Annotated in this window: 21 protein-coding genes; 9 read left to right on the top strand and 12 right to left on the bottom strand. The window is 57.9% G+C overall.

Going from position 1 to position 20,445, the window contains the following annotated elements; all coding sequences use genetic code 11:
* The first annotated feature begins 56 nt into the window (after nucleotides 1-56).
* Nucleotides 57-1,277, top strand: a complete 1,221-nt coding sequence (mlc, locus tag LPQ25_RS13795; RefSeq protein ID WP_002903701.1) for a sugar metabolism global transcriptional regulator Mlc — start codon at nucleotides 57-59, stop codon at nucleotides 1,275-1,277.
* A gap of 127 nt (nucleotides 1,278-1,404) precedes the next feature.
* Nucleotides 1,405-2,100 carry a dethiobiotin synthase gene (gene bioD / locus LPQ25_RS13790; protein WP_002903703.1) on the top strand — a complete coding sequence of 232 codons (696 nt, stop codon included), beginning with the start codon at nucleotides 1,405-1,407 and terminating at the stop codon, nucleotides 2,098-2,100.
* Here the strand turns inward: bioD and clcB are convergent.
* The 6 genes from clcB to LPQ25_RS13760 all read right to left on the bottom strand — a co-directional run bounded on the left by clcB (nucleotide 2,053) and on the right by LPQ25_RS13760 (nucleotide 8,474).
* Complete coding sequence (gene clcB / locus LPQ25_RS13785; protein ID WP_015874769.1) at nucleotides 2,053-3,348, bottom strand: voltage-gated ClC-type chloride channel ClcB; 1,296 nt, start codon at nucleotides 3,346-3,348, stop codon at nucleotides 2,053-2,055. The genes bioD and clcB overlap by 48 nt on opposite strands.
* Before the next feature lie 133 nt (nucleotides 3,349-3,481).
* Nucleotides 3,482-4,090 carry a Tat proofreading chaperone DmsD gene (dmsD, locus tag LPQ25_RS13780; RefSeq protein ID WP_004209765.1) on the bottom strand — a complete coding sequence of 203 codons (609 nt, stop codon included), beginning with the start codon at nucleotides 4,088-4,090 and terminating at the stop codon, nucleotides 3,482-3,484.
* Between the two features lie 41 nt (nucleotides 4,091-4,131).
* Entirely contained in the window at nucleotides 4,132-4,989 is an 858-nt protein-coding gene (locus LPQ25_RS13775) for a DmsC/YnfH family molybdoenzyme membrane anchor subunit (RefSeq protein ID WP_014907651.1), read from the bottom strand.
* A gap of 1 nt (nucleotide 4,990) precedes the next feature.
* Nucleotides 4,991-5,608 carry a DMSO/selenate family reductase complex B subunit gene (locus tag LPQ25_RS13770; protein WP_004152235.1) on the bottom strand — a complete coding sequence of 206 codons (618 nt, stop codon included), beginning with the start codon at nucleotides 5,606-5,608 and terminating at the stop codon, nucleotides 4,991-4,993.
* Nucleotides 5,609-5,618: 10 nt separating this feature from the next.
* Entirely contained in the window at nucleotides 5,619-8,054 is a 2,436-nt protein-coding gene (gene ynfE, locus LPQ25_RS13765) for a selenate/tellurate reductase subunit YnfE (protein WP_014907650.1), read from the bottom strand.
* Between the two features lie 150 nt (nucleotides 8,055-8,204).
* Complete coding sequence (locus LPQ25_RS13760) at nucleotides 8,205-8,474, bottom strand: DUF1161 domain-containing protein (protein ID WP_002903714.1); 270 nt, start codon at nucleotides 8,472-8,474, stop codon at nucleotides 8,205-8,207.
* A gap of 101 nt (nucleotides 8,475-8,575) precedes the next feature.
* On the opposite strand from LPQ25_RS13760, the gene LPQ25_RS13755 reads away from it, so the two are divergent.
* A complete protein-coding gene (locus tag LPQ25_RS13755; RefSeq protein WP_014907649.1) occupies nucleotides 8,576-9,286 on the top strand; it encodes a YnfC family lipoprotein in 711 nt (236 codons plus the stop codon).
* Here the strand turns inward: LPQ25_RS13755 and speG are convergent.
* On the bottom strand, nucleotides 9,280-9,840 hold the full coding sequence (gene speG, locus LPQ25_RS13750; protein ID WP_002903719.1) for a spermidine N1-acetyltransferase: 561 nt from the start codon (nucleotides 9,838-9,840) through the stop codon (nucleotides 9,280-9,282). The genes LPQ25_RS13755 and speG overlap by 7 nt on opposite strands.
* 78 nt (nucleotides 9,841-9,918) lie before the next feature.
* Nucleotides 9,919-10,260, bottom strand: coding sequence for a DUF1283 family protein (locus tag LPQ25_RS13745; RefSeq protein ID WP_002903720.1), 342 nt, complete (start codon nucleotides 10,258-10,260; stop codon nucleotides 9,919-9,921).
* Between the two features lie 118 nt (nucleotides 10,261-10,378).
* On the opposite strand from LPQ25_RS13745, the gene LPQ25_RS13740 reads away from it, so the two are divergent.
* From LPQ25_RS13740 to LPQ25_RS13725, 4 genes are all read left to right on the top strand, one after another.
* Nucleotides 10,379-10,741 carry a YnfA family protein gene (locus LPQ25_RS13740; RefSeq protein ID WP_004219442.1) on the top strand — a complete coding sequence of 121 codons (363 nt, stop codon included), beginning with the start codon at nucleotides 10,379-10,381 and terminating at the stop codon, nucleotides 10,739-10,741.
* Between the two features lie 113 nt (nucleotides 10,742-10,854).
* Nucleotides 10,855-12,138: an MFS transporter gene (locus LPQ25_RS13735; RefSeq protein WP_002903724.1), complete on the top strand. Its 1,284-nt coding sequence runs from the start codon at nucleotides 10,855-10,857 to the stop codon at nucleotides 12,136-12,138.
* Nucleotides 12,139-12,401: 263 nt separating this feature from the next.
* On the top strand, nucleotides 12,402-13,865 hold the full coding sequence (locus LPQ25_RS13730; RefSeq protein WP_014907648.1) for a mannitol dehydrogenase family protein: 1,464 nt from the start codon (nucleotides 12,402-12,404) through the stop codon (nucleotides 13,863-13,865).
* A 265-nt stretch (nucleotides 13,866-14,130) separates the two neighbouring features.
* Nucleotides 14,131-14,562: a universal stress protein gene (locus LPQ25_RS13725; protein ID WP_196534511.1), complete on the top strand. Its 432-nt coding sequence runs from the start codon at nucleotides 14,131-14,133 to the stop codon at nucleotides 14,560-14,562.
* A gap of 50 nt (nucleotides 14,563-14,612) precedes the next feature.
* On the opposite strand, the gene LPQ25_RS13720 is transcribed toward LPQ25_RS13725, so the two are convergent.
* The gene (locus LPQ25_RS13720; protein WP_002903730.1) at nucleotides 14,613-15,299 is read right to left on the bottom strand and encodes a GntR family transcriptional regulator; all 687 of its coding nucleotides are present in this window, start codon (nucleotides 15,297-15,299) and stop codon (nucleotides 14,613-14,615) included.
* Nucleotides 15,300-15,390: 91 nt separating this feature from the next.
* Nucleotides 15,391-16,140: a bifunctional NADP-dependent 3-hydroxy acid dehydrogenase/3-hydroxypropionate dehydrogenase YdfG gene (ydfG, locus tag LPQ25_RS13715; RefSeq protein WP_002903733.1), complete on the bottom strand. Its 750-nt coding sequence runs from the start codon at nucleotides 16,138-16,140 to the stop codon at nucleotides 15,391-15,393.
* Between the two features lie 130 nt (nucleotides 16,141-16,270).
* On the opposite strand from ydfG, the gene dcp reads away from it, so the two are divergent.
* Nucleotides 16,271-18,316, top strand: coding sequence for a peptidyl-dipeptidase Dcp (gene dcp, locus LPQ25_RS13710; RefSeq protein ID WP_014907647.1), 2,046 nt, complete (start codon nucleotides 16,271-16,273; stop codon nucleotides 18,314-18,316).
* Nucleotides 18,317-18,393: 77 nt separating this feature from the next.
* Here dcp and LPQ25_RS13705 read toward each other — a convergent pair whose 3' ends face one another.
* Nucleotides 18,394-18,780: a nuclear transport factor 2 family protein gene (locus LPQ25_RS13705; protein ID WP_002903735.1), complete on the bottom strand. Its 387-nt coding sequence runs from the start codon at nucleotides 18,778-18,780 to the stop codon at nucleotides 18,394-18,396.
* A gap of 27 nt (nucleotides 18,781-18,807) precedes the next feature.
* Between LPQ25_RS13705 and LPQ25_RS13700 the strand changes: the two genes are divergently transcribed.
* Nucleotides 18,808-19,650, top strand: coding sequence for an AraC family transcriptional regulator (locus LPQ25_RS13700; protein ID WP_071888826.1), 843 nt, complete (start codon nucleotides 18,808-18,810; stop codon nucleotides 19,648-19,650).
* A gap of 50 nt (nucleotides 19,651-19,700) precedes the next feature.
* Here LPQ25_RS13700 and LPQ25_RS13695 read toward each other — a convergent pair whose 3' ends face one another.
* Nucleotides 19,701-20,375: an SOS response-associated peptidase gene (locus tag LPQ25_RS13695; protein WP_014907646.1), complete on the bottom strand. Its 675-nt coding sequence runs from the start codon at nucleotides 20,373-20,375 to the stop codon at nucleotides 19,701-19,703.
* Nucleotides 20,376-20,445: the final 70 nt, after the last annotated feature.

Genomic DNA, 20,445 nt, shown 5'->3' with positions numbered 1-20,445 from the left:
AGTGCTTCACCATAGCCGAAAGTTTATTTCGAAGCGCGAAAATAAGGGAGTCAATGGTGGTAGCGGATAGTCAACCAGGCCATATCGATCAAATAAAGCAGACCAATGCGGGCGCCGTGTATCGCCTGATTGATCAGCTCGGCCCGGTATCGCGTATCGACCTTTCCCGATTTGCGCAACTGGCGCCGGCCAGCATCACCAAAATCGTCCGCGAAATGCTGGAAGCGCATCTGGTTCAGGAGACCGAGATCCAGGAGCCCGGCAGCCGCGGCCGCCCGGCGGTGGGGCTGATGGTGGAGACCGAGGCATGGCACTATCTGGCGGTGCGCATCAGCCGCGGTGAGATCCATCTTTCGCTGCGTGATTTAAGCAGTCAGCTGGTGGTGGAGGATCAGCTGGAGCTGGCGCTCACCGACAGCACGCCGTTTCTGACGCGCGTTATCGACCATATTGATCGCTTCTTTATTCGCCATCAAAAGAAGCTGGAACGCCTTACCTCCATCGCCATGACGATGCCCGGTATTATCGATACCGAAAATGGCATTATTCATCGCATGCCGTTTTATGAGGATGTTAAAGATGTCCCGCTCGGCGAAGCGCTGGCCAATCATACCGGGGTGCCAGTCTATATTCAGCATGACATCAGCGCCTGGACCATGGCGGAATCTTTGTTTGGCGCCTCGCGCGGCGCCCGGGACGTCATTCAGGTGGTCATCGATCATAACGTCGGCGCCGGGGTGATCACCGATGGGCGCCTGCTGCACGCCGGCAGCAGCAGCCTGGTGGAGATTGGCCATACCCAGGTCGATCCCTACGGCAAACGCTGTTACTGCGGCAACCATGGTTGCCTGGAGACAATTGCCAGCGTAGAAAGCGTGCTGGAGCTGGCGCAGATGCGCATGGCGCAGTCGATGAGCTCGCTGCTGCACCAGCGTCCGCTGAGCGTGGAGTGGCTTTGTCAGGCGGCGCTGCAGGGCGATTTGTTAGCCCGGGACATCATCAGCGGCGTGGGTAATCACGTTGGGCGGATTCTGGCGATCATGGTCAATCTGTTTAATCCGCAGAAAATTCTGATTGGCTCGCCGTTCAATCTGGCGGCAGAAATTCTTTTTCCGGCAATTTCCAGCTGTATTCGGCAACAATCTCTCCCAGCCTATAGCCGGCATATTACCGTTGAAAGTACTCAGTTCTCCAACCGCGGAACGATGGCTGGCGCGGCGCTGGTTAAAGATGCGCTCTATAACGGATCCTTACTCATACGACTGTTACAGGGTTAACATTTTTTCATAGTCACACCAAAAATTGCGCTATCTCAAGCTGACCTCAGACGGCTTCACGTAGACTTTGCCCACCGTTGATTATTTCTCTCCCGTATATTTCATCGACAAAACTGTGGGGTTAGTGATGTTTAAGCGTTTCTTTATTACAGGTACAGACACCTCTGTCGGGAAGACAGTGGTTTCCCGTGCGCTGTTGCAGGCACTTGCTGCCAGAGGCAAAAGCGTGGCCGGGTATAAGCCTGTGGCGAAGGGCAGCAAAGAGACGCCGGACGGTTTACGTAACAAAGATGCGCTGGTGTTGCAGAGCGTCTCCACGCTGGCCTTACCCTATGAGGCTGTCAACCCCATCGCCTTAAGCGAAGACGAGAGCAGCGTGGCGCATAGCTGCCCGATCAACTACGGTCTGCTGTCCGATGGTTTGCAGCGTCTGGCCGCGCAGGTCGAACACGTGGTGGTTGAAGGCACCGGCGGCTGGCGCAGCCTGATGAACGACCTGCGGCCGCTCTCCGAGTGGGTGGTTCAGGAGCAGCTCCCAGTGCTGATGGTGGTGGGGATCCAGGAGGGGTGCATCAACCATGCGCTACTGACAGCCCAGGCGATCGCCAATGACGGTTTACCGCTGATTGGCTGGGTGGCCAATCGGATCAACCCCGGTCTGGCGCACTACGCCGAAATCATCGATGTCCTCAGCAAAAAGCTGCCGGCGCCGCTGATCGGCGAGCTGCCTTATCTACCGCGCGCCGAACAGCGTGAGCTGAGCCGCTACGTCGACTTAGACATGCTCGGCAACGTGATGGCGATAGATCGAATCCCGGCGTAACGTCCGCGACAGCACAGACGACACGACGCAGGTTATCAGCAGACCGGGCAGCAGCGTATACTGCCCGGTCATCTCGCAAATCATCAGGGTTGACATGATCGGCGCATGGGTCGTGGCGGCCAGAAACGCCGCCATGCCGGTCAGACCCATCATGATGGCCATTTCTTCACTTCCCGGTAGCCACAGCCTGCTGAAGCAGGCAAACAGCATGCCCATCGCCAGGCCGACAAACAGCGTCGGGGTGAAGACCCCGCCAGGCGCGCCGGAGCCGCTGCTGGCCAGCACCGCCAGCAGTTTGCAGATAAATATGCCCACCAGCAGCGCACCGGACGGCGGCAGCAGCAAATAGCTTTGCACTACGCTGTAGCCGTTGCCCCATACTGCCGGGGTGATGAGCGATAAGCCGCCGACAATTAGCCCGCCCAGCGCCAGCTGCCACGGCGGCGCCAGCTTTAGTTTAACGAACCCACGGTGGCTGTAGTCCATCAGCCAGATAAACAGCGGCCCGCACAGCCCGGCCAGCAGGCCAGTCGCCAGCATTAAGCCATAGTGCAGGGCGCTGAGGTTTTGCTGTAACACGACGTGATACAGCGGCGCGGCGCCGCCATTAAGAAACTGCGTCAACAGCAGGGCGATCACCGCCGAGATCACCACCGGCCCAAGCGAGGCCAGCATCAGCGTGCCAAAGAGAATTTCAGCAATAAACAGGCTGCCGGCCAGCGGGGCATGATAGGCGCTGGCCATCCCGGCAGCCGCGCCGCAGGCGACCCATAGCTTCCATTCACTCTGCGGCGTGAAGCGACGGGCAAACAGCGAGGCCGCCAGCGCGGCCAGCAGGATCATGGCGCCTTCCCGGCCAATCGCGCTGCCGGTCACCACGACCAGCAATGACGCCAGCGATTTCACCAGGCTTGCCGGCGTATCGAAACAGCCGTCGCCGGTCTCCAGGGCTTCCATATAATCGGTGGCGGCATGCGGACGCGCGACGCTGCGTCGTTGCCAGAGCCAGAGTAAGGTTCCCGCCGTCAGGCCGCCCAGCGCGGGGGTAACCAGCCGACGCCACGCCGGAAGCGACTGTGCGGCGTTGACCAGGCTCCCGCTGTCATTACTGAGCAACAGCGTTTCCAGCACCACCATAGCGTGGCGAAACAGCGCCACCGCCAGGGCGGCGAGAAGGCCAATCAGGGTGGCGATCAGCAGGCGGCGAAACATCACTTGCACATCAGGATAGGGATGAAGACGATGCATTAGTCACGGCGAGGTTCAGAAAACATTGGCTTATTGTGATAGGGAATAACCTTAGATGCAAAAGCGATAAGTGCGGGTGAAAGGCTGGGAAGCGGCAAAATAAAACCGCGCCGGATACCGGCGCGGCGAAGGGTTAACGATAGAGCGGTTTTTGCGCCACGGCGATCGGCAGATTCTCCTGCCACTGCGCCAGAGTCGCCTGCGCCAGCTGACCCAGCGCCTGATAGAAGGGGTGGGCGGCATGGTCGACAAAGACGCTCAGGAAACGCCCGGACCACGGCAGCAGGTGCCAGGCCAGCAGTTGAGCGAACAACGCATCCTGCTCCGTTTCGCACAACCATGCCGCCAGGAGTAGCACGGTGCCGAAATGATCTTCCGGTTCGTTGCCATCGGCCTCCAGCGCGATACCGTTCTCGCGCATCCACTGGCGCAGAGCCAGCGTGGAATCGCCAAACAGCACAGACTCTTTATCCAGCCAGACAGAGCCCCAGGGCGGCGCCGGCAGGGCCCATGGCCCGATAAACAGGCGCTGCCAGGCTTCCGGCAACGTTTCTTCAGCCGATGCGGCAAACCCTGACGCCAGCGGGGCTGCGACCGGGAAGGGCCACTGCTGCTGCCAGCTCCCGTCCTGGAAGGCGGCGACCAGCGGCGCAATTTCCGCGCTATTCGGCGCATAAGAGAACAGCGCGCCCAGGGTGCGGGCGCTTAACGCGACGGCGTCGCGATTTGGGATCGGCATCATCACTTATTCCTTTCTGCGGCGCGCGCCTGCGCGCCGTCTCATTAACCGGCAACCGCCAGACCGACGGTCATATGCAGACCATAAAACAGGCCGCGGCCAATACATTCGGCGATCAAGACCAGCAGCAGGCCGATCAGCAGCCCCGTAGCGCGCGGCGGCTGGCGGCGGATCAGCGGACATAGCCAGCAGCCGAGGCCCAGCGCCAGCAGTACCAGGCGTAGCGCCTGGAGTTTGCCGTATTCTGGCAGCAGGGTGGCCGCCTGCTGAACCGAGCTGTGAAGGGTACTGAGCCCGGCGCTTTGCATAATGATAACTGCGGCGCTGATGACCAGCGCGGCCACGCTCAGTCCGGCAAAAAACCAGCCGTTAAAGTCGACTTTCGCCAGCCGCAGCAGCAGGGCGGCAAACAGCGGCCCGCTGAGGAGCACCGTCAGAAAGAACGCGCTGGTGGTGTAGCCATTGTACCATGTTGGCACAGTATTGATTTGGTAAACCCGGGTCATTGCGAGGACAAACAGCAGCCCTAACAGCATGGCGATCGCCAGCCAGACTTTACCCAGCGTCGCCGGCATTTTTTCCAGCACCGCCAGCAGCCACCAGAATCCGCCCACGGCGAAGAACAGAGCGCCGCTGGCGATTTCGTTGCTCAGCGCCGAGGCGCCGATGCGGTTCAGCGAGTTAAACGCGCGCAGCGGTGAACCGAGATGCATCACCGAAGCAAGAAAACCAATGCCCATCAACAGCCAGATAAAAAACATATTGCGCACCAGCCGCCGCCGGGCTTCCCGTTGGTCCCCCAGCGCCAGCCAGCCAAGACCGCTGACGATGGTCGCGCCGACCACGCACTGACTCAGCACCGTAAACAGCACCAGCGGCCATTCATGCCATCCGTTTCCCATCTCACACCTCCTTCGGGTTCGCCAGGTAACCGGTGGTATCGCCACACGGCCGGGCATTGGCGTTAGGTTTGATAACGATACTCGGCCGGGTAAAGTGCGCCGACGGCAGCGGCGCTACCGCGGCCAGCTGGCCGTGCTTAGCGCGCAGTTCGGCAATTGGCCCGAAATCCAACGCCCGCAGCGGGCAGGACTCGACGCAGATCGGCTTTTTCCCCTCGGCGACGCGCTCGTGACAGCCATCGCATTTGGTCATATGGCCTTTGTCGGCGTTATACTGCGGGGCGCCGTACGGGCAGGCCATATGGCAGTAGCGGCAGCCAATGCATACCTCTTCGTTGACCACCACAAAACCGTCTTCGCGCTTATGCATCGCGCCGCTCGGACAGACCTTGGTGCAGGCCGGATCTTCGCAGTGGTTACAGGCGATGGAGAGGTAATAGGCAAACACGTTCTGCTGCCAGACGCCGTTGTCCTCCTGCCAGTCGCCGCCGGCATACTCATAGATCCGGCGGAAGCTGACCTCCGGAGTCAGGTTCTTGTAGTCCTTACAGGCCAGCTCGCAGGTTTTGCATCCGGTACAGCGAGCGGAGTCGATAAAGAATCCATATTGCGTGCTCATGGTTTACTCCTTAAACCTTCTCGATATCGACCAGGTTGGTATGCTGTGGATTCCCCTTCGCCAGCGGCGACGGGCGGTGGGTGGTCAGGGTATTCATGCAGGCGCCATGGTCGATCCGATCTCCGGTCATATTGGCGTCGTGCCAGGCGCCCTGGCCCATCGCCGAGACCCCCGGCATGATGCGTGGCGTCACTTTCGCCGGAAGACGGACTTCGCCGCGCTGATTAAAAACGCGCACCATATCGCCGTTTTTAATCCCGCGTTTTTCCGCGTCAAGCGGATTGATCCATACTTCCTGGCGACAGGCCGCTTGTAATACATCAACGTTGCCGTAGCTGGAATGGGTGCGCGCTTTATAGTGGAAACCAAACAGCTGCAGCGGATACTGGCTGCGCAGCGGATCGTCCCAGCCTTCAAATGTGGAGGCGTAGACCGGCAGCGGGCTGATAACTTCGTCTTTCTCCAGCTGCCAGCGGGCGGCAATCTCTGCGAGTCGGCTTGAGTAGATTTCAATTTTGCCGGACGGGGTTTTGAGCGGATGCGCTTCAGGATCGCGCCGGAAGTCGCGATAGGCGACGAAGTGGCCGTTCGGGTCTTTGCGCTTGTAGATGCCCATTCGCTTCAGATCCTCGTAGGCCGGCAGCGCCGGATCTTTCGCCACCATTTTGGCGTACAGATACTGCAGCCACTGTTCCTGGGTACGTCCCTCGGTAAAACGTTGATGCACGTCGTCGCCGAGTCGTTTCGCCACTTCGCTTAGGATCCAGTAAATCGGTTTGCGTTCGAACTTCGCTGAGGTGGCGGGCTGAATAAAAATCAGATAGCCCATATTGCCGGCGTAATCGTTAGGAATGATATCCTCCTGCTCAACGGTCATCAGGTCGGGCAGCAGCAGGTCGGCGTATTTCGCCGACGAGGTCATAAAGTTGTCGATAACCACAATGGTTTCGCACTTGCTTTCATCCTGCAGAATTTCGTGGGTCTTATTGATGTCGGAGTGCTGGTTGATGATGGTGTTGCCCGCGTAGTTCCACAGGAACTTGATCGGCACATCCAGCTTCTCTTTTCCGCGTACGCCATCGCGGCTGGCCGTCATCTCTGGACCGCGCGCGATGGCGTCGGTCCAGGTAAAGCAGGAGATGGCGGTCTTCACCGGGTTTTCCAGCACCGGCAGGCGCTCAATGGTGATGGTGTAGGTTGATTCGCGGGCGCCGCTATTGCCGCCGTTGATGCCGACGTTGCCGGTTAAGATCGGCAGCATGGCGATCGCCCGGGCGGTGAGTTCGCCGTTGGCCTGGCGCTGGGGCCCCCAGCCCTGGCAAATGTAGGCCGGCTTGCTCATGCCGATTTCGCGCGCCAGCTTAATGATGCGATCGGTGGGGATACCGGTTAAACGCGAGGCCCACTGCGGCGTTTTAGCGATCCCGTCGTCGCCCTCGCCGAGGATATAGGCTTTGTAATGACCATTCGCCGGCGCCCCGGCCGGGAGCGTTTTCTCGTCGTAGCCAACGCAGTATTTATCAAGGAAAGGCTGGTCCACCAGATCTTCGTTAATCAACACCCAGGCGATACCGGCCACCAGCGCGGCGTCGGTGCCGGGGCGAATGGGGATCCACTCATCTTCCCGACCGGCGGCGGTATCGGTGTAGCGCGGATCGATGACGATCATTCGCGCGTTAGAGCGCTCGCGGGCCTGCTCCAGATACCAGGTAATGCCGCCGCCGCTCATCCGGGTCTCCGCCGGATTGTTGCCGAACATCACCACCAGCTTGCTGTTTTCAATATCCGAGGTGCTGTTGCCGTCGTTACTGCCGTAGGTGTAGGGCATGGCGCAGGCAATCTGCGCAGTACTGTAGGTACCGTACTGGTTAAGCGAGCCGCCGTAGCAGTTCATTAAACGCGCCACCGGCGACGCGGAAGGCGACGAACGGGTGATGTTGCCGCCGACGATCCCTGAAGAGTAGTTAATGTATACGGCTTCGTTGCCATACTGTGCTACCACGCTCTTCAGGCGGTCGGCGAGGGTATCCAGCGCCTCCTGCCAGCTGATGCGGACAAATTTGCCTTCTCCGCGCTTGCCGACGCGCTTCATGGGATAGTTAAGGCGATCCGGATGATTGATGCGCCGGCGAATCGAACGCCCGCGCAGGCAGGCGCGGACCTGATGGTCGCCGTAGCGGTCGTCGCCGGTGTTATCCGTTTCGACGTAAACCACTTCATCATCACGCACGTGCAGCCGCAGGGCGCAGCGGCTGCCGCAGTTAACCGAGCAGGCGCCCCAGACAATGCGGGTGTTGTCGCCGGTAGCCTGTTGTACCGCCGCCGCGGCGCGGCGCAGCGTAAAGGGCAGGGTCAGCCCGCCGGCGGCCAGCGCCAGGGAGCCGAGGGCTGTAGATTTTAGTAGCGCGCGTCGGCTGACGCCGCCGGGAGATTCCTGATTCGACATTGCTCACTCCATGATAGTTATGCTGTGCGGAGAAGGGCCGCCACGTCATTAACAGACGCAGGGGTGAGCGATAATACGTTATGGGTAGCCAGTAGACCTTATCCCTGGTCAATGCAGGGATAAGATCTTTCATTTGAAACCGAAGAGGGCTTACTGAGCGTCGTTTTCGGCGGGACTGTCGCTGTTACGCGTATAGGTGATTTTGAAGGTGTCGTTGGCGCAATGACCGACCACCTGAACCCCGGGCTGGTCTGCCTGATCGTTTGGCACAATGGCCAGGCTGAAGGCGGTTTCCGGTACGCCATTGTTGATGATCTTCTGCTGGATGTCGCTTTTGACCCGTTCACAGGAGTCGGGAGCCGCCAGTACGGCCGTGGAGCACAGCAGTAGCGCAGCGCCGGTGCAGAGGGATAGTTTCATCTTACGCTCCTTATCGATGTTATCCAGATTTAAGCATAGCAGAACTGGTGTAAACAATTGTATTTGCTAATATGATCGGATGTACACAAAAGGAATCGTCTGTGAAAAGATTGTATTGGCTGATCCCGGCAGCGCTGCTGCTGACGGCATGCGACCGTAAAAGCGCCCCGGACGCCTTCACCCCGGAGATGGCGAGTTTTTCCAATGAGTTTGAGTTTGATCCCCTGCGCGGGCCGGTGAAAGATTTTAGCCAGACGCTGCTGGATGAACACGATGTGGTGGTCAAGAAGGTGAGCGCTCAGCTCTCCAGGGAAGGGTGTTTCGATCTGCTGACCCTGGAAGATGTGGAGAACAAAACCGGCGCCACGCTGCTGCTGGACGCCAACTATTACGTCGACGGGCGCACCCACGAGAAGCGGCTGCGCCTGCAGGGCAAGTGTCAGCTGGCGGAGATGCCTGCCGCCGGGGTGAATTGGGAGACGGATGATAACGGTTTTATTATCAGCGCACGCGGCAAAGAGACCACCGCCACCTACCGCTATGACAGCGATGGCTATCCGCTGGGAAAAACCACCACCGCCAAAGAGGAGCGATTTACCGTCGCCTCAACGCCGTCAAAGGATCCGCGTAAGAAATTGGACTATACCGCCATCAGCACCTTCAACGATCGCACGCTGGGCACGGTGCGTCAGACCTGCGACTACGACGATCACGACAATCCGCTGAGCTGTGAGCTGCAGGTGATCGATGAAAGCGTCCAGCCGCCGCTGACCCGCCACTACACCATTAAAAACCGTATCGATTATTACTGAGCCGTCGGCTTCAGCAGGGACGGCCCGGGCGTTTTGTGCTCGGCCAGATACTGGTGCTGGAACAGGCACATGCGGATGGTGTTGCGGTACTCGCCGTTAATGAAAAACTCATGGATCAGTTCACCCTCGACCATAAAGCCGAGCTTGCGGTAAATATGGATCGCTTTTTCATTCTCTTTATCAACGATTAAATACAGCTTATACAGATTGAGCACGGTAAAGCCATAGTCCATCGCCAGGCGTGCGGCGCGGGTGGCGAGACCTTTTCCCTGGAAGTCGGGGGAGATGATGATCTGGAACTCGGCCCGGCGGTGCACATGGTTGATTTCAACCAGCTCCACCAGTCCGGCTTTATCGCCATTGCATTCGATGACAAAGCGGCGCTCGCTTTGATCGTGAATATGTTTGTCGTACAGATCGGAGAGCTCAACGAAGGCCTCGTACGGCTCTTCAAACCAGTAGCGCATGACGCTGGCGTTGTTATCGAGCTGGTGGACGAAGCGCAAATCTTCGCGCTCAAGCGGGCGGAGTTTGACGTGTAGCGCGTCGGTCATGGAGATTCCTGTGGTCAAAACGGAAAAGGGATTACAGAAAGGCGGCGCCCGCAGGCGCCAGCGTGGTCAGGGAGCGGCTCAGGGATTGATCGCGCGGCCGGTGCGACGGTCAAGACAGCGCAGGGTGTTTGGCTCCCAGTAGGCATTGACGTTGGCGCTCTTCTGGCAGTTATCCTGCGCGTCGAAAGCGACATCGGCTTTATCCCACTCTTTTTCCGCCCGTTTGTTCACCTTCTGGCGCAGGCTGCGGGTGTCGTTCCATTGCTCTTTTTCCATCGACGCCTGCTGACGGCTCTGCGCGCTGTCGCCAGATTCAATCACCAGCCGGTCGGTGGCGGCATAGGAGCTGGAGGTGTAGACCACAGCGCTTAACGCCAGAATGGCGGTCAGGCACCAGCGTTTGTTCAGTGTCATGTTCATCACGATTTCCTTTAAGTGATGGGTTAACCCTCAGATTCAGTTTACTACAGCTTACTACAGCTCTTTTGTCGGGCATAGCCGGCAAAACAGCGTGGGGCAGAAGCTATTATCGCGTAGAATGGTTCAACGCTTTGTCTCTTTTACGAATCTTTTAATGCTCAAAACAACGCTGCTGTTCTTTGCTACCGCTCTGTGTGAAATCGTCGGCTGTTATCTACCGTGGCTATGGCTCAAGCGCGGGGCAACGCCGCTGCTGCTGATCCCCACCGCCCTGGCGCTGGCGCTATTCGTCTGGCTCCTGACGCTCCATCCGGCCGCCAGCGGGCGGGTATATGCCGCCTACGGTGGGGTGTACGTTTGTACCGCATTGCTCTGGCTGCGGGTCGTTGATGGGGTCAAATTAACCCATTATGACTGGGCGGGCGCGGCCATCGCCCTGTGCGGCATGCTAATCATCGTGGCGGGGTGGGGACGGGCCTAAGCCCGTCATGTGTGATCCCTGCCGCTTTTTTCAACCCTAATTCTTGTATGGTAGTCGACCTGTTGCCTTACTTATCAGACATCCTATTTCATATGACTCTGTAAGGAACAACGATGGCTATCGAGACTCTTGCCGCCCGGACCGGGGCGACGCCGTTACGCATCCGTCGGGTGCAGAAGATCACCCTGACGCTGCTGTTTATCGCCGGTATCGTCAACTTTCTTGACCGCTCTTCGCTGAGCGTCGCCGGGGAGGCGATACGCGCCGACCTGGGCCTTAGCGCTACCGAGTTTGGGGTGCTGCTCTCCGCCTTTTCGCTCTCCTACGGCTTCGCGCAACTGCCCTCCGGTATTTTGTTGGATCGCCTGGGACCACGGATTGTGCTGGGCGCCGGGCTGATTTTCTGGTCCGCGATGCAGGCCCTGACCGGGATGGTCAATTCGTTCTCGCATTTTATTCTGCTGCGCATTGGCCTCGGGATCGGCGAAGCGCCGTTTATGCCAGCCGGCGTGAAATCGATCAACGACTGGTATGCGCAAAGAGAGCGCGGCACGGCGGTGGGAATATTCAACTCCTCGACGGTGCTGGGCCAGGCTATCGCCCCGCCGGCCCTGGTCATCATGCAGTTGGCCTGGGGTTGGCGAACGATGTTTGTGGTGATTGGTTTAGCCGGGATCGTGGTCGGCCTGTGCTGGTATGTGGGCTACCGTAACCGTCGGCAGTTTACCCTGCAGGAGGAGGAGCAGCAGTATCTGGCCAGTGAGGAGGCGGCCCGCCCGGCGCTGAAGTTTAGCGAATGGCTGGCTCTGTTTAAACGGCGGACTACCTGGGGGATGATCCTCGGCTTTTCCGGTGTGAACTACACCGGCTGGCTGTATATCGCCTGGTTACCCGGCTATTTGCAGGCGCAGCAGGGGTTAAGCCTGGCCCGTACCGGCTGGGTGGCGGCGATCCCGTTTCTTGCCGCGGCGGTGGGGATGTGGGTCAACGGCCTGGTGGTCGATGCCCTGGCGCGCAGAGGCTACGATCAGGCGAAAACCCGCAAAACGGCGATTGTTATCGGTCTGGTGCTGTCGGCGCTGGGCACCTTGCTGGTGGTGCAATCGTCCACGCCAGCCCAGGCGGTGGCTTTTATCTCCATGGCGCTGTTTTGCGTTCATTTTGCCGGGACGTCCGCCTGGGGGCTGGTGCAGGTAATGGTGGCGGAGCATAAAGTGGCTTCGGTGGCGGCGATCCAGAACTTCGGCAGCTTTGTGTTTGCCTCCTTCGCGCCGATCGTGACCGGCTGGGTAGTGGATACGACTCACTCTTTCAATCTGGCGCTGGTGATCGCCGCCGGGGTGACCTTTGCCGGGGCGCTGTGCTACTTCTTTATCGTCAAAACTCGCATCGATTAACAACGCTCGGCGATTCGTCAACAGCAGGCCCGCAGGGACGCGCGGCCGCCATGTTCTTCTCCTCCCGTTACCTGCGCTATCCTGTCACTGCGGCGATTGCAGCCACGTGCCCCGTGCTTTATCAGGCGAGATCTTCTTGTATGGTAGTTGACAGAAATCAAAGATGTTATACCAATTGCGTGAGATGGTTGAGGCACAAAGGCATTCTCCTCGAGAGTTCTCCCCGAGAATGGTTGATGGGCTACATAACAACGAGAGTCATCATGGAAAACACCCTCTTAACCGCTAACGCCACGCTGCCGACCTACGATCGCAGCGCACTGATCCCCCGTATCGTTCATCTTGGTTTTGGCGCGTTTCATCGCGCTCATCAGGCTGTGTATGCCGATATACTGGCCAGCGAGCACGGCAGCGACTGGGGCTACACCGAAGTTAATCTGATTGGCGGCGAGCAGCAGATCGCCGATCTCCAGCAGCAGAATCTGCTGTATACCGTCGCCGAAATGTCCGCCGACGCCTGGACCGCGCGCGTGGTTGGTGTGGTGAAGAAGGCGCTGCACGCCGGGGTTGATGGTCTCGAAGCGGTGCTGGCGGCGATGTGTCAGCCACAGGTGGCCATTGTCTCCCTGACGATTACTGAGAAAGGCTATTGCCATTCGCCAGCCAGCGGCGAACTGCAGCTCGATCACCCGCTGATCGCCGCCGATCTGCATAACCCGCACCAGCCAAAATCGGCGGCGGGGGTAGTGGTGGAGGCCTTATCTCGCCGCCGGGCGGCCGGCCTGCCTGCTTTTACCGTGATGTCCTGCGATAACATGCCGGAAAATGGTCACGTGATGCGCAACGTCGTCTGCGCCTACGCCCGGGCTTTAGACGAGGATCTTGCCGCATGGATAGAGCAGAATGTCACCTTTCCGTCGACCATGGTGGACCGGATTGTCCCGGCGGTGACTGCCGAAACCCTCGATAAAATTACCCAGCTGACCGGGGTGCGCGACCCGGCCGGGGTGGCCTGCGAACCTTTCCGTCAGTGGGTGATTGAGGATAACTTTGTTGCCGGACGTCCGCAGTGGGAGAAAGCGGGAGCGGAACTGGTCGCCGACGTGGTGCCTTTCGAAGAGATGAAGCTGAGGATGCTCAATGGTAGCCATTCGTTCCTCGCTTATCTCGGCTATCTGGCCGGTTATCAGCATATCAACGACTGTATGCAGGACGATAACTACCGTCGCGCGGCGCTGTCGTTGATGCTGGACGAACAGGCACCAACGCTGAAGGTGCAGGGGGTGGATCTGTCACGCTATGCCAGTTTGCTGATTGACCGTTACTGCAATCCGGCGCTGAAGCACCGCACCTGGCAGATAGCCATGGACGGCAGCCAGAAGTTGTCCCAGCGCATGCTGGACTCAATACGCTGGCATCTGGTGCATCAGCGTGATTTTACACTGCTGGCGCTGGGCGTGGCAGGGTGGATGCGCTACGTTGGCGGCGTTGACGATGCGGGCCAGGCAATCGAGATATGCGACCCGTTGTTGCCGGTTATCCAGCAAGCGGTGGCTGCCAGCGCCGATGGCGAAGCGCGAGTCAAAGCGCTATTGGGTATTGAGGCGATTTTTGGCGTCGAATTGCCGCAGGAGTCACGCTTTGTCACGGCGGTGACCCGCGCCTACTTAGCGCTGCAGCGGCAGGGGGCTAAAGCTACCGTCGCCGCGTGGGCCGCCGCGCAATAATCTTTTTCCGGTGTCGGTCCCGGGGTCGACACCGGCTCTTCAGTTATTTCTACGATACATCCGCTGATGTCTATTTTTTGCTGACGATCGGTTTTAGCAGACGCAGAATATGATCGAACGCAATGTCTATACATAACTCTATATTTCCCTGATTTACTAAAGATAATTAGCTGTTATTTTTCCGAACAATGGCTGGTATTTCACCGCAATAATGGCATAGTTAAATTATTGAAAAAGAACTTTCTCTGCAAAAGGAGTACGGGCCATGTATAAAAAAAATTTATTGCCTGTTGATGTCTTTGAAATGGATTTAAGCGATAAAGCGGTGCGTCACGCGGAATTTCTCGCTTCGGCCGAAAATGGCGAGATCACCTTGCTCAACGTTCTGCCGAACAGCAGCCGTTCGCTATTGCGCGGTTTTACGGCGGATATTCGTAAGTTTGAAGCCTATATGAAAGAAGAGTCGGAGAAAAAAATGCGCGAGGTGGCGCGACTGTTCGCCATCCCCATGACGCGGATCCATACCCGCGTAGTCTTTGGCAACGTGCGTGACGAAATTCTGGCTATCAGTAACAACGAAGAGTTCGATGTCATTGTGATTGGTTCCCGCAAACCGGGGATCTCCACCCATCTGCTGGGCTCCAACGCCGAGTCAATTCTGCGCTACGCCAAAACGCCGGTATTGGTCGTTAGATAATCCCTTCAATGAGGACGGCTGCGTCGGCCATGCCGGCAGCCGTCTGACTCTTATTCTTCACTAAACCAGTCGCGGTTCTCCTGGCGAATCAGCAGTACGGATTCGCTGATTTCATGCAAATGGATACTCATGGCTTTTTCTACCGCCTCGGCATCGCGTTTTTCCAGCGCGGTGAAAATCTCATGATGCTGGCGCAGAAGCATCTCCGGAGAGGTGACATGGTCCAGACTCATATAGCGGACGCGATCGATGGCGGCTTTAATATTTTCCACTGTCTCCCAGGCCAGCTGACAGTCGGCAATAATCGACAGCTTCTGGTGAAATTCATCATCGAGCAGGAAAAAGTCGTTTAACTGCTGCCGATCAACGGCAATACGCTGCTGGTGAAGATTCTGTTCCAGCTGATAAAGTTGCTCTTCGTTAATCATGCCGGCGGCACGGCGAACCACCGCGCACTCGATCGCCTGGCGGACGAAGCAACCATTACGCACCTGCGACAATGAGATTTTATTGACGTAGCTACCGCGCTGGGGACGAATCTGGATAAGTCCGTTTTCCGCCAGCTTAATGAAGGCTTCGCGCACCGGCTGACGAGACACCGCAAAACGCACGGAGACTTCTTTCTCCGACAGCGGTGTACCAGGCGGGATCAGGCAGTGAACGATATCCCGGCGGAGGATGCGATAAATTTGCTGATTGACGGGTTGCGTCGGATTCAGTTGCGATTCTGCGGCCATTGATGGTTACTTTTTAGGGGGTTATGCGCACTATTTTACGCGTTTTTTGCGTTTCCGCCCATACCCGGCCCGCAGGCCGGGTGGCTGACGGTTAGCCCTGACGGTGAACGCTGAGTCCGGCAAAGCTCTGACTCACCGGCATCATCTCCAGGGTGTTGATGTTGACATGTTTCGGCAGGGTGGCGACCCACCAGACCGCCTCGGTCACATCTTCCGGCGTTAGCGCTTGGGTATTTTCGTAAGCTTTTTCGGCTTTAGCGTCATCGCCCTTAAAGCGGACGTTAGAAAACTCGGTGCCGCCCACCAGACCCGGCTCGATGTCGGTCACGCGCACCGCGGTGCCGTGCAGGTCGGTACGAAGATTGAGGCTAAACTGACGGACAAAGGCTTTGGTCGCCCCATAGACGTTTCCGCCGGCGTAAGGCCAGCTGCCTGCCGTAGAGCCGATATTGATGATATGGCCGCGATTGCGCTCCACCATCCCCGGCAGCACGGCGCGGGTCATGTACACCAGCCCTTTATTATTGGTGTCGATCATATCTTCCCAGTCTTCCACACTGGCGCGGTGCGCCGGCTCCAGACCAAGCGCCAGGCCGGCGTTGTTCACCAGCACATCGATAGCCTGCCACTCGGCCGGCAGGTCAGCAATCAGCGTCTCAATGGCGGCGCGGTTGCGGACGTCAAGTTGCGCGATATAAAGGTTATCGCCCAGCTCGTCTTTCAGCGTCTTCAGGCGCTCTTCACGACGACCGGTGGCAATCACTTTATGACCGTTAGCGATAAAACGGCGAGTAATACTTTCACCAAAACCGGCGGTGGCGCCGGTGACCATGATAATCATCTTACTGTTCCTCAACGCTTTTTGTGTTTTCATACCATAGCACGCACAGGCGGCGACCGGTAACGGAAATCATTGCGACCCCTTAAGGAGAGGCCTAATCTTACAGCATTAGCCTGTACAGGAGAGAAAGATGTCCGAACGAAACCCCTTTTTTAGCGTCAGTACGTTGCCTTACCAGGCGCCGCCGTTCGATGTGATTGACGACAGCCACTATCGCCCGGCGTTTGATGAGGGCGTCCGGCAGCAGCGGGCCGAAATTCGCGCTATTATCGACAATCCGCAGCCGGCCAGTTTCGCCAACACGCTCGAGGCGCTGGAGCAGAGTGGTCAGCTGCTGGCGCGGGTGACGCGGGTCTTTTTCGCCATGGCTGGCGCCCATACCAATCCTTATATTCAATCACTGGATGAACAATTTTCCGCCGAACTCGCCGAGCTGGGGAATGACATCTGGCTTAATGCGGCCTTGTTTCAGCGCGTGAACAGCGTCTACGAGCAGCGCGACGCGCTGGCGCTGGACAGCGAGTCCTATCGTCTCCTGACCCTGACGTGGCAACGTTTTGTTCACGCCGGGGCGACGCTGGCTCCCGAGCAGCAGGCGGCGCTGCGCACACTTAACACCGAAGCGGCTACGCTGCAAAGTCAGTTCCAGCAGCGACTGCTGGGAGCGGCAAAAAGCGGCGGCCTGGTGGTTGATTACCGGCATCAACTGGCTGGCCTGAGCGATGAGGAGATAGCGGCGGCAGCTGACGCAGCGCGTGAAAGAGGGCTTAGCGACCGCTGGTTGCTGACGCTGACCAATACCACCCAGCAGCCGCAGCTGCTTGCGCTGCGCGACCGGCAAACGCGGGAGAATCTCTTCGCCGCCGGCTGGACCCGCAATCAGCAGGGCGATGAGCATGATACGCGTGCCCTGGTACTGCGGCTGGCGGCGATCCGCGCGCAGCAGGCTGAGCTGTTGGGAGCCGCTGATTACGCCAGCTGGGCGCTGACCGATCAAATGGCGGCTTCCCCGGCGGAGGCATTGGGCTTTATGCGCCGGATAGCGCCGGCGGCGCGGGCGAGGGCGGAACGAGAGCTGGCGGACATCCAGCAGGTGATCGACAACGAAGGCGGGGGTTTTCGCGCGACGGCATGGGACTGGCTTTACTACAGCGAGCAGGTGCGGCGGGCTGCCTATGCCATTGATGACGCGCAGCTCAAACCCTATTTTGCCCTCGAGCGGGTGCTGCAAGACGGTGTATTCTGGACGGCCTCGCAGCTCTTTGGTCTGCGCTTTGTTGAGCGCTTCGATATACCGGTCTATCACCCGGATGTGCGGGTCTGGGAGATCTTCGATCACAACGGCGAAGGGATGGCGCTGTTTTACGGTGACTACTACGCTCGTGACTCAAAGAGCGGCGGCGCATGGATGGATGTGTTTGTCGAACAGTCGACTCTGCGCGCGCAGCGCCCGGTTATCTACAATGTCTGCAACTACGTCCGCCCGCAGGCAGGGCAGAGCGCGCTGCTGTCGTGGGATGAGGTGATCACCCTGTTTCATGAGTTCGGCCATACCCTGCATGGGCTGTTCGCCAGCCAGCGCTACGCCAGTCTCTCGGGGACCAATACGCCGCGCGATTTTGTCGAATTTCCTTCGCAGATCTTCGAACACTGGGCCAGCCAGCCGCAGGTGTTTGCCCACTACGCGAAGCACTACCAGTCCGGGGAGCCGATGCCGCAAGCGCTACGCGACAATATGTTGCGTGCGGCAACCTTCAATAAAGGGTACGACATGAGCGAGCTGTTGGCTGCTGCGTTACTCGATATGCGGTGGCATAGCCTGTCGACCTCGGCATTACCGGAGGAGGTGGACGCGTTTGAGCAGCTGGTGCTTCGGGAAGAGAACCTGGATCTGGCGGCGGTCCCCCCGCGCTATCGCAGCAGCTATTTCTCCCATATCTTCGGCGGCGGCTATGCGGCAGGCTATTACGCCTATCTGTGGACCCAGATGCTGGCCGACGACGGCTATCAATGGTTCGTGGAGCAGGGCGGTTTGACCCGTGAGAACGGTCAGCGTTTCCGTGAGGCGATTTTATCACGCGGGAACAGCACTGATTTAGCTGAACTGTATCGCCAGTGGCGCGGACACGATCCGCAGATTGAGCCGATGCTGAAAAATCGCGGGTTGAGTGCGTAGGGCAATTTTAGTCTGACAAGATAACCGGGCGTGCTGCCCGGTTTTTTGTCTGATCTAGTCGTAACCTTATATTTCTTTTACCTCACGCTGCCTAAATCTCTATCGCTCTCTCTCCCTTTAAGCATTAGCGTGGCTTCTTCGATACGAATGAAGCGCCCGGAATCATCTATTTCAGCGAACATATAAACTTCCATGTCCACCTCTTCTCCGCTGCGCCTGGTGCACAGAACGCGATGCCTTGTGGCATAAAGATTCCCGTTACGAAGTTCGTCATGTAACTCAATTTTAGCGAAGGCGATAATTTCCCGGAGTCTACGCGCATGCTGAGCAAAGCCATCTAATCCTTCCCACTTGTTATCAGTACGCTGCCGATAACCGGGACTAAAATAGCGACTGAGTATCCGATCCAGTGGTATCTGTTGGTGGTTGATAATGTCATCCAATACCCTAGTAATAGTAATCATTTTGATGGTTAGTCCTCTGTGAAAGCGATGAATACTTTACAATCGACTAACTGGCTTCAGTACGGTATAAAAGACATTAAACACCTCAAACACGCCAATATGCACGATCTATTGATTCCATTCGAACCGGTGTTTTCCCCCCAGGGACCCACTTTACTCGTCGCGGTACGTCAGTCTGAGGTAATACGGGAGACTCCACGCCACCATCACAGCTGTGGGCAGTTAATCGGTGCCATACGTGGGCTACTTACGGTCGATGGCGGTGATTGTCGCTGGGTGGTACCGGCAACACATGCCGTCTGGATACCGCCAGGTGTTCCGCACGGCCTGCGCTCGCACGGTCCATATTCAGGATGGAGTGTTTATGTTTCTGCCAAAGCCTGTGGCGAGCTACCTGATAAGCCATCTGTTCTCTCAATGACAAATCTGCTGCGTGAAGCGATAACGCGAGCGGCTGCATGGCAAGGTGTAGAGCTTAATGCGTCCCAAAAACGTTTAGCTGGCGTTATTCTTGATGAAATTGGTTCCCTTCCCAGGGTTAATCTTGGGCTTCCAATGCCGCAAGATAGCCGATTGCTCAGAATCGCGCAGGCGCTGTCAGCAAACCCGGACGACGGGCGCAGGTTGGAAGAATGGGCAGCCTGGGCCGGCATGTCATCACGCACGCTCACGCGACGATTCCGAGCCGAAACGGGTTTTAGCTTCAATGAATGGCGACAGCGGATACGCTTACTCAGGGCTCTTGAGCTACTGGCTGCCGGCAAGCCAGTGACGGCGATAGCGCTGGATCTGGGATATGACAATGTGAGTGCCTTCATAGCCTTGTTCCGTCGGATGTTCGGCACTACTCCAGGGCGGTATAAAATTTAATTATCTCTTCGCTGAACATGATGCGTTATCCGCCGCTTTGATTACGTTTGTCATGGGCTGAGAGGGGCAAGTAATTCGGGCCCCTGATTTTTCACATTGCCGACCGCCCGCGTTACCGGGTGCCAGGTAAAATCGTCGGCGGAAACGGCTCCGTCGCTGGCAATCTCCGCCGCTTCCGCGCCGGTGACATCCTGCCTCATCCATTCGCGGGCGGCTTCAGGCGTCAGGACCAACGGCCGACGGTCATGAATATCGACAAGACCGCGATCGGCGGCGGCCGTCACGATCAAGAATCCTTCGGCATGGTCCCCACGTTCGAACGGAGTCCGACCAATCGCGGCCATAAAAATTGGCTGGTCATCCTTACGCTGGATAAAGTATGGCTGCTTTTTATTTCCTTCCTTTTTCCACTCAAACCAGCCGTCGGCGAAGCAGATCGCCCGTCCGTGCTCCCACAGCGGCTTGAACATCCTGCTGGAGGCTGCAGTCTCAACCCGGGCATTAATCAGCGGCGGTTTATCCCACCATCCTGGCGCATAGCCCCAGTAAACGGCATCGAGATGGAGTTGCTCATCGCGTTCATTGAGGAGTAAAACTTTTGTCCCGGGCGCGACGTTATAGCGCCCGATAGGCGCCGAGTCCCAGGCAATATCTCGTTCGGCCGCTTCCACGAGATGCGCCAGGTATTCTTCCCGGCTTTGCGCTTGCGCAAAACGTCCGCACATAGCCACCTCCAGCGTGATGTCTGACTAACAGTATAGAACAGCTGCAAAACGGTGTTTTCACCTGCCCAAT

It is taken from the genome of Klebsiella sp. KPN54798 (assembly GCF_021184225.1).
Classification (GTDB): Bacteria; Pseudomonadota; Gammaproteobacteria; order Enterobacterales; family Enterobacteriaceae; genus Klebsiella; species Klebsiella pneumoniae.
Note: the sequence above shows the minus strand (reverse complement) of the source record. Positions and strands in the feature narration are given on the sequence as shown.

What these genes read in the sequence shown, in the direction of transcription:
- bioD (WP_002903703.1), top strand. Translation starts at nt 1,405, where the DNA reads ATGTTTAAGCGTTTCTTTATTACAGGTACAGACACCTCTGTCGGGAAG.
- clcB (WP_015874769.1), bottom strand. Translation starts at nt 3,348, where the DNA reads ATGCATCGTCTTCATCCCTATCCTGATGTGCAAGTGATGTTTCGCCGC.
- dmsD (WP_004209765.1), bottom strand. Translation starts at nt 4,090, where the DNA reads ATGATGCCGATCCCAAATCGCGACGCCGTCGCGTTAAGCGCCCGCACC.
- LPQ25_RS13775 (WP_014907651.1), bottom strand. Translation starts at nt 4,989, where the DNA reads ATGGGAAACGGATGGCATGAATGGCCGCTGGTGCTGTTTACGGTGCTG.
- LPQ25_RS13770 (WP_004152235.1), bottom strand. Translation starts at nt 5,608, where the DNA reads ATGAGCACGCAATATGGATTCTTTATCGACTCCGCTCGCTGTACCGGA.
- ynfE (WP_014907650.1), bottom strand. Translation starts at nt 8,054, where the DNA reads ATGTCGAATCAGGAATCTCCCGGCGGCGTCAGCCGACGCGCGCTACTA.
- LPQ25_RS13760 (WP_002903714.1), bottom strand. Translation starts at nt 8,474, where the DNA reads ATGAAACTATCCCTCTGCACCGGCGCTGCGCTACTGCTGTGCTCCACG.
- speG (WP_002903719.1), bottom strand. Translation starts at nt 9,840, where the DNA reads ATGACCGACGCGCTACACGTCAAACTCCGCCCGCTTGAGCGCGAAGAT.
- LPQ25_RS13745 (WP_002903720.1), bottom strand. Translation starts at nt 10,260, where the DNA reads ATGAACATGACACTGAACAAACGCTGGTGCCTGACCGCCATTCTGGCG.
- LPQ25_RS13740 (WP_004219442.1), top strand. Translation starts at nt 10,379, where the DNA reads ATGGTTCAACGCTTTGTCTCTTTTACGAATCTTTTAATGCTCAAAACA.
- LPQ25_RS13735 (WP_002903724.1), top strand. Translation starts at nt 10,855, where the DNA reads ATGGCTATCGAGACTCTTGCCGCCCGGACCGGGGCGACGCCGTTACGC.
- LPQ25_RS13730 (WP_014907648.1), top strand. Translation starts at nt 12,402, where the DNA reads ATGGAAAACACCCTCTTAACCGCTAACGCCACGCTGCCGACCTACGAT.
- LPQ25_RS13725 (WP_196534511.1), top strand. Translation starts at nt 14,131, where the DNA reads ATGTATAAAAAAAATTTATTGCCTGTTGATGTCTTTGAAATGGATTTA.
- LPQ25_RS13720 (WP_002903730.1), bottom strand. Translation starts at nt 15,299, where the DNA reads ATGGCCGCAGAATCGCAACTGAATCCGACGCAACCCGTCAATCAGCAA.
- ydfG (WP_002903733.1), bottom strand. Translation starts at nt 16,140, where the DNA reads ATGATTATCATGGTCACCGGCGCCACCGCCGGTTTTGGTGAAAGTATT.
- dcp (WP_014907647.1), top strand. Translation starts at nt 16,271, where the DNA reads ATGTCCGAACGAAACCCCTTTTTTAGCGTCAGTACGTTGCCTTACCAG.
- LPQ25_RS13705 (WP_002903735.1), bottom strand. Translation starts at nt 18,780, where the DNA reads ATGATTACTATTACTAGGGTATTGGATGACATTATCAACCACCAACAG.
- LPQ25_RS13700 (WP_071888826.1), top strand. Translation starts at nt 18,808, where the DNA reads ATGAATACTTTACAATCGACTAACTGGCTTCAGTACGGTATAAAAGAC.
- LPQ25_RS13695 (WP_014907646.1), bottom strand. Translation starts at nt 20,375, where the DNA reads ATGTGCGGACGTTTTGCGCAAGCGCAAAGCCGGGAAGAATACCTGGCG.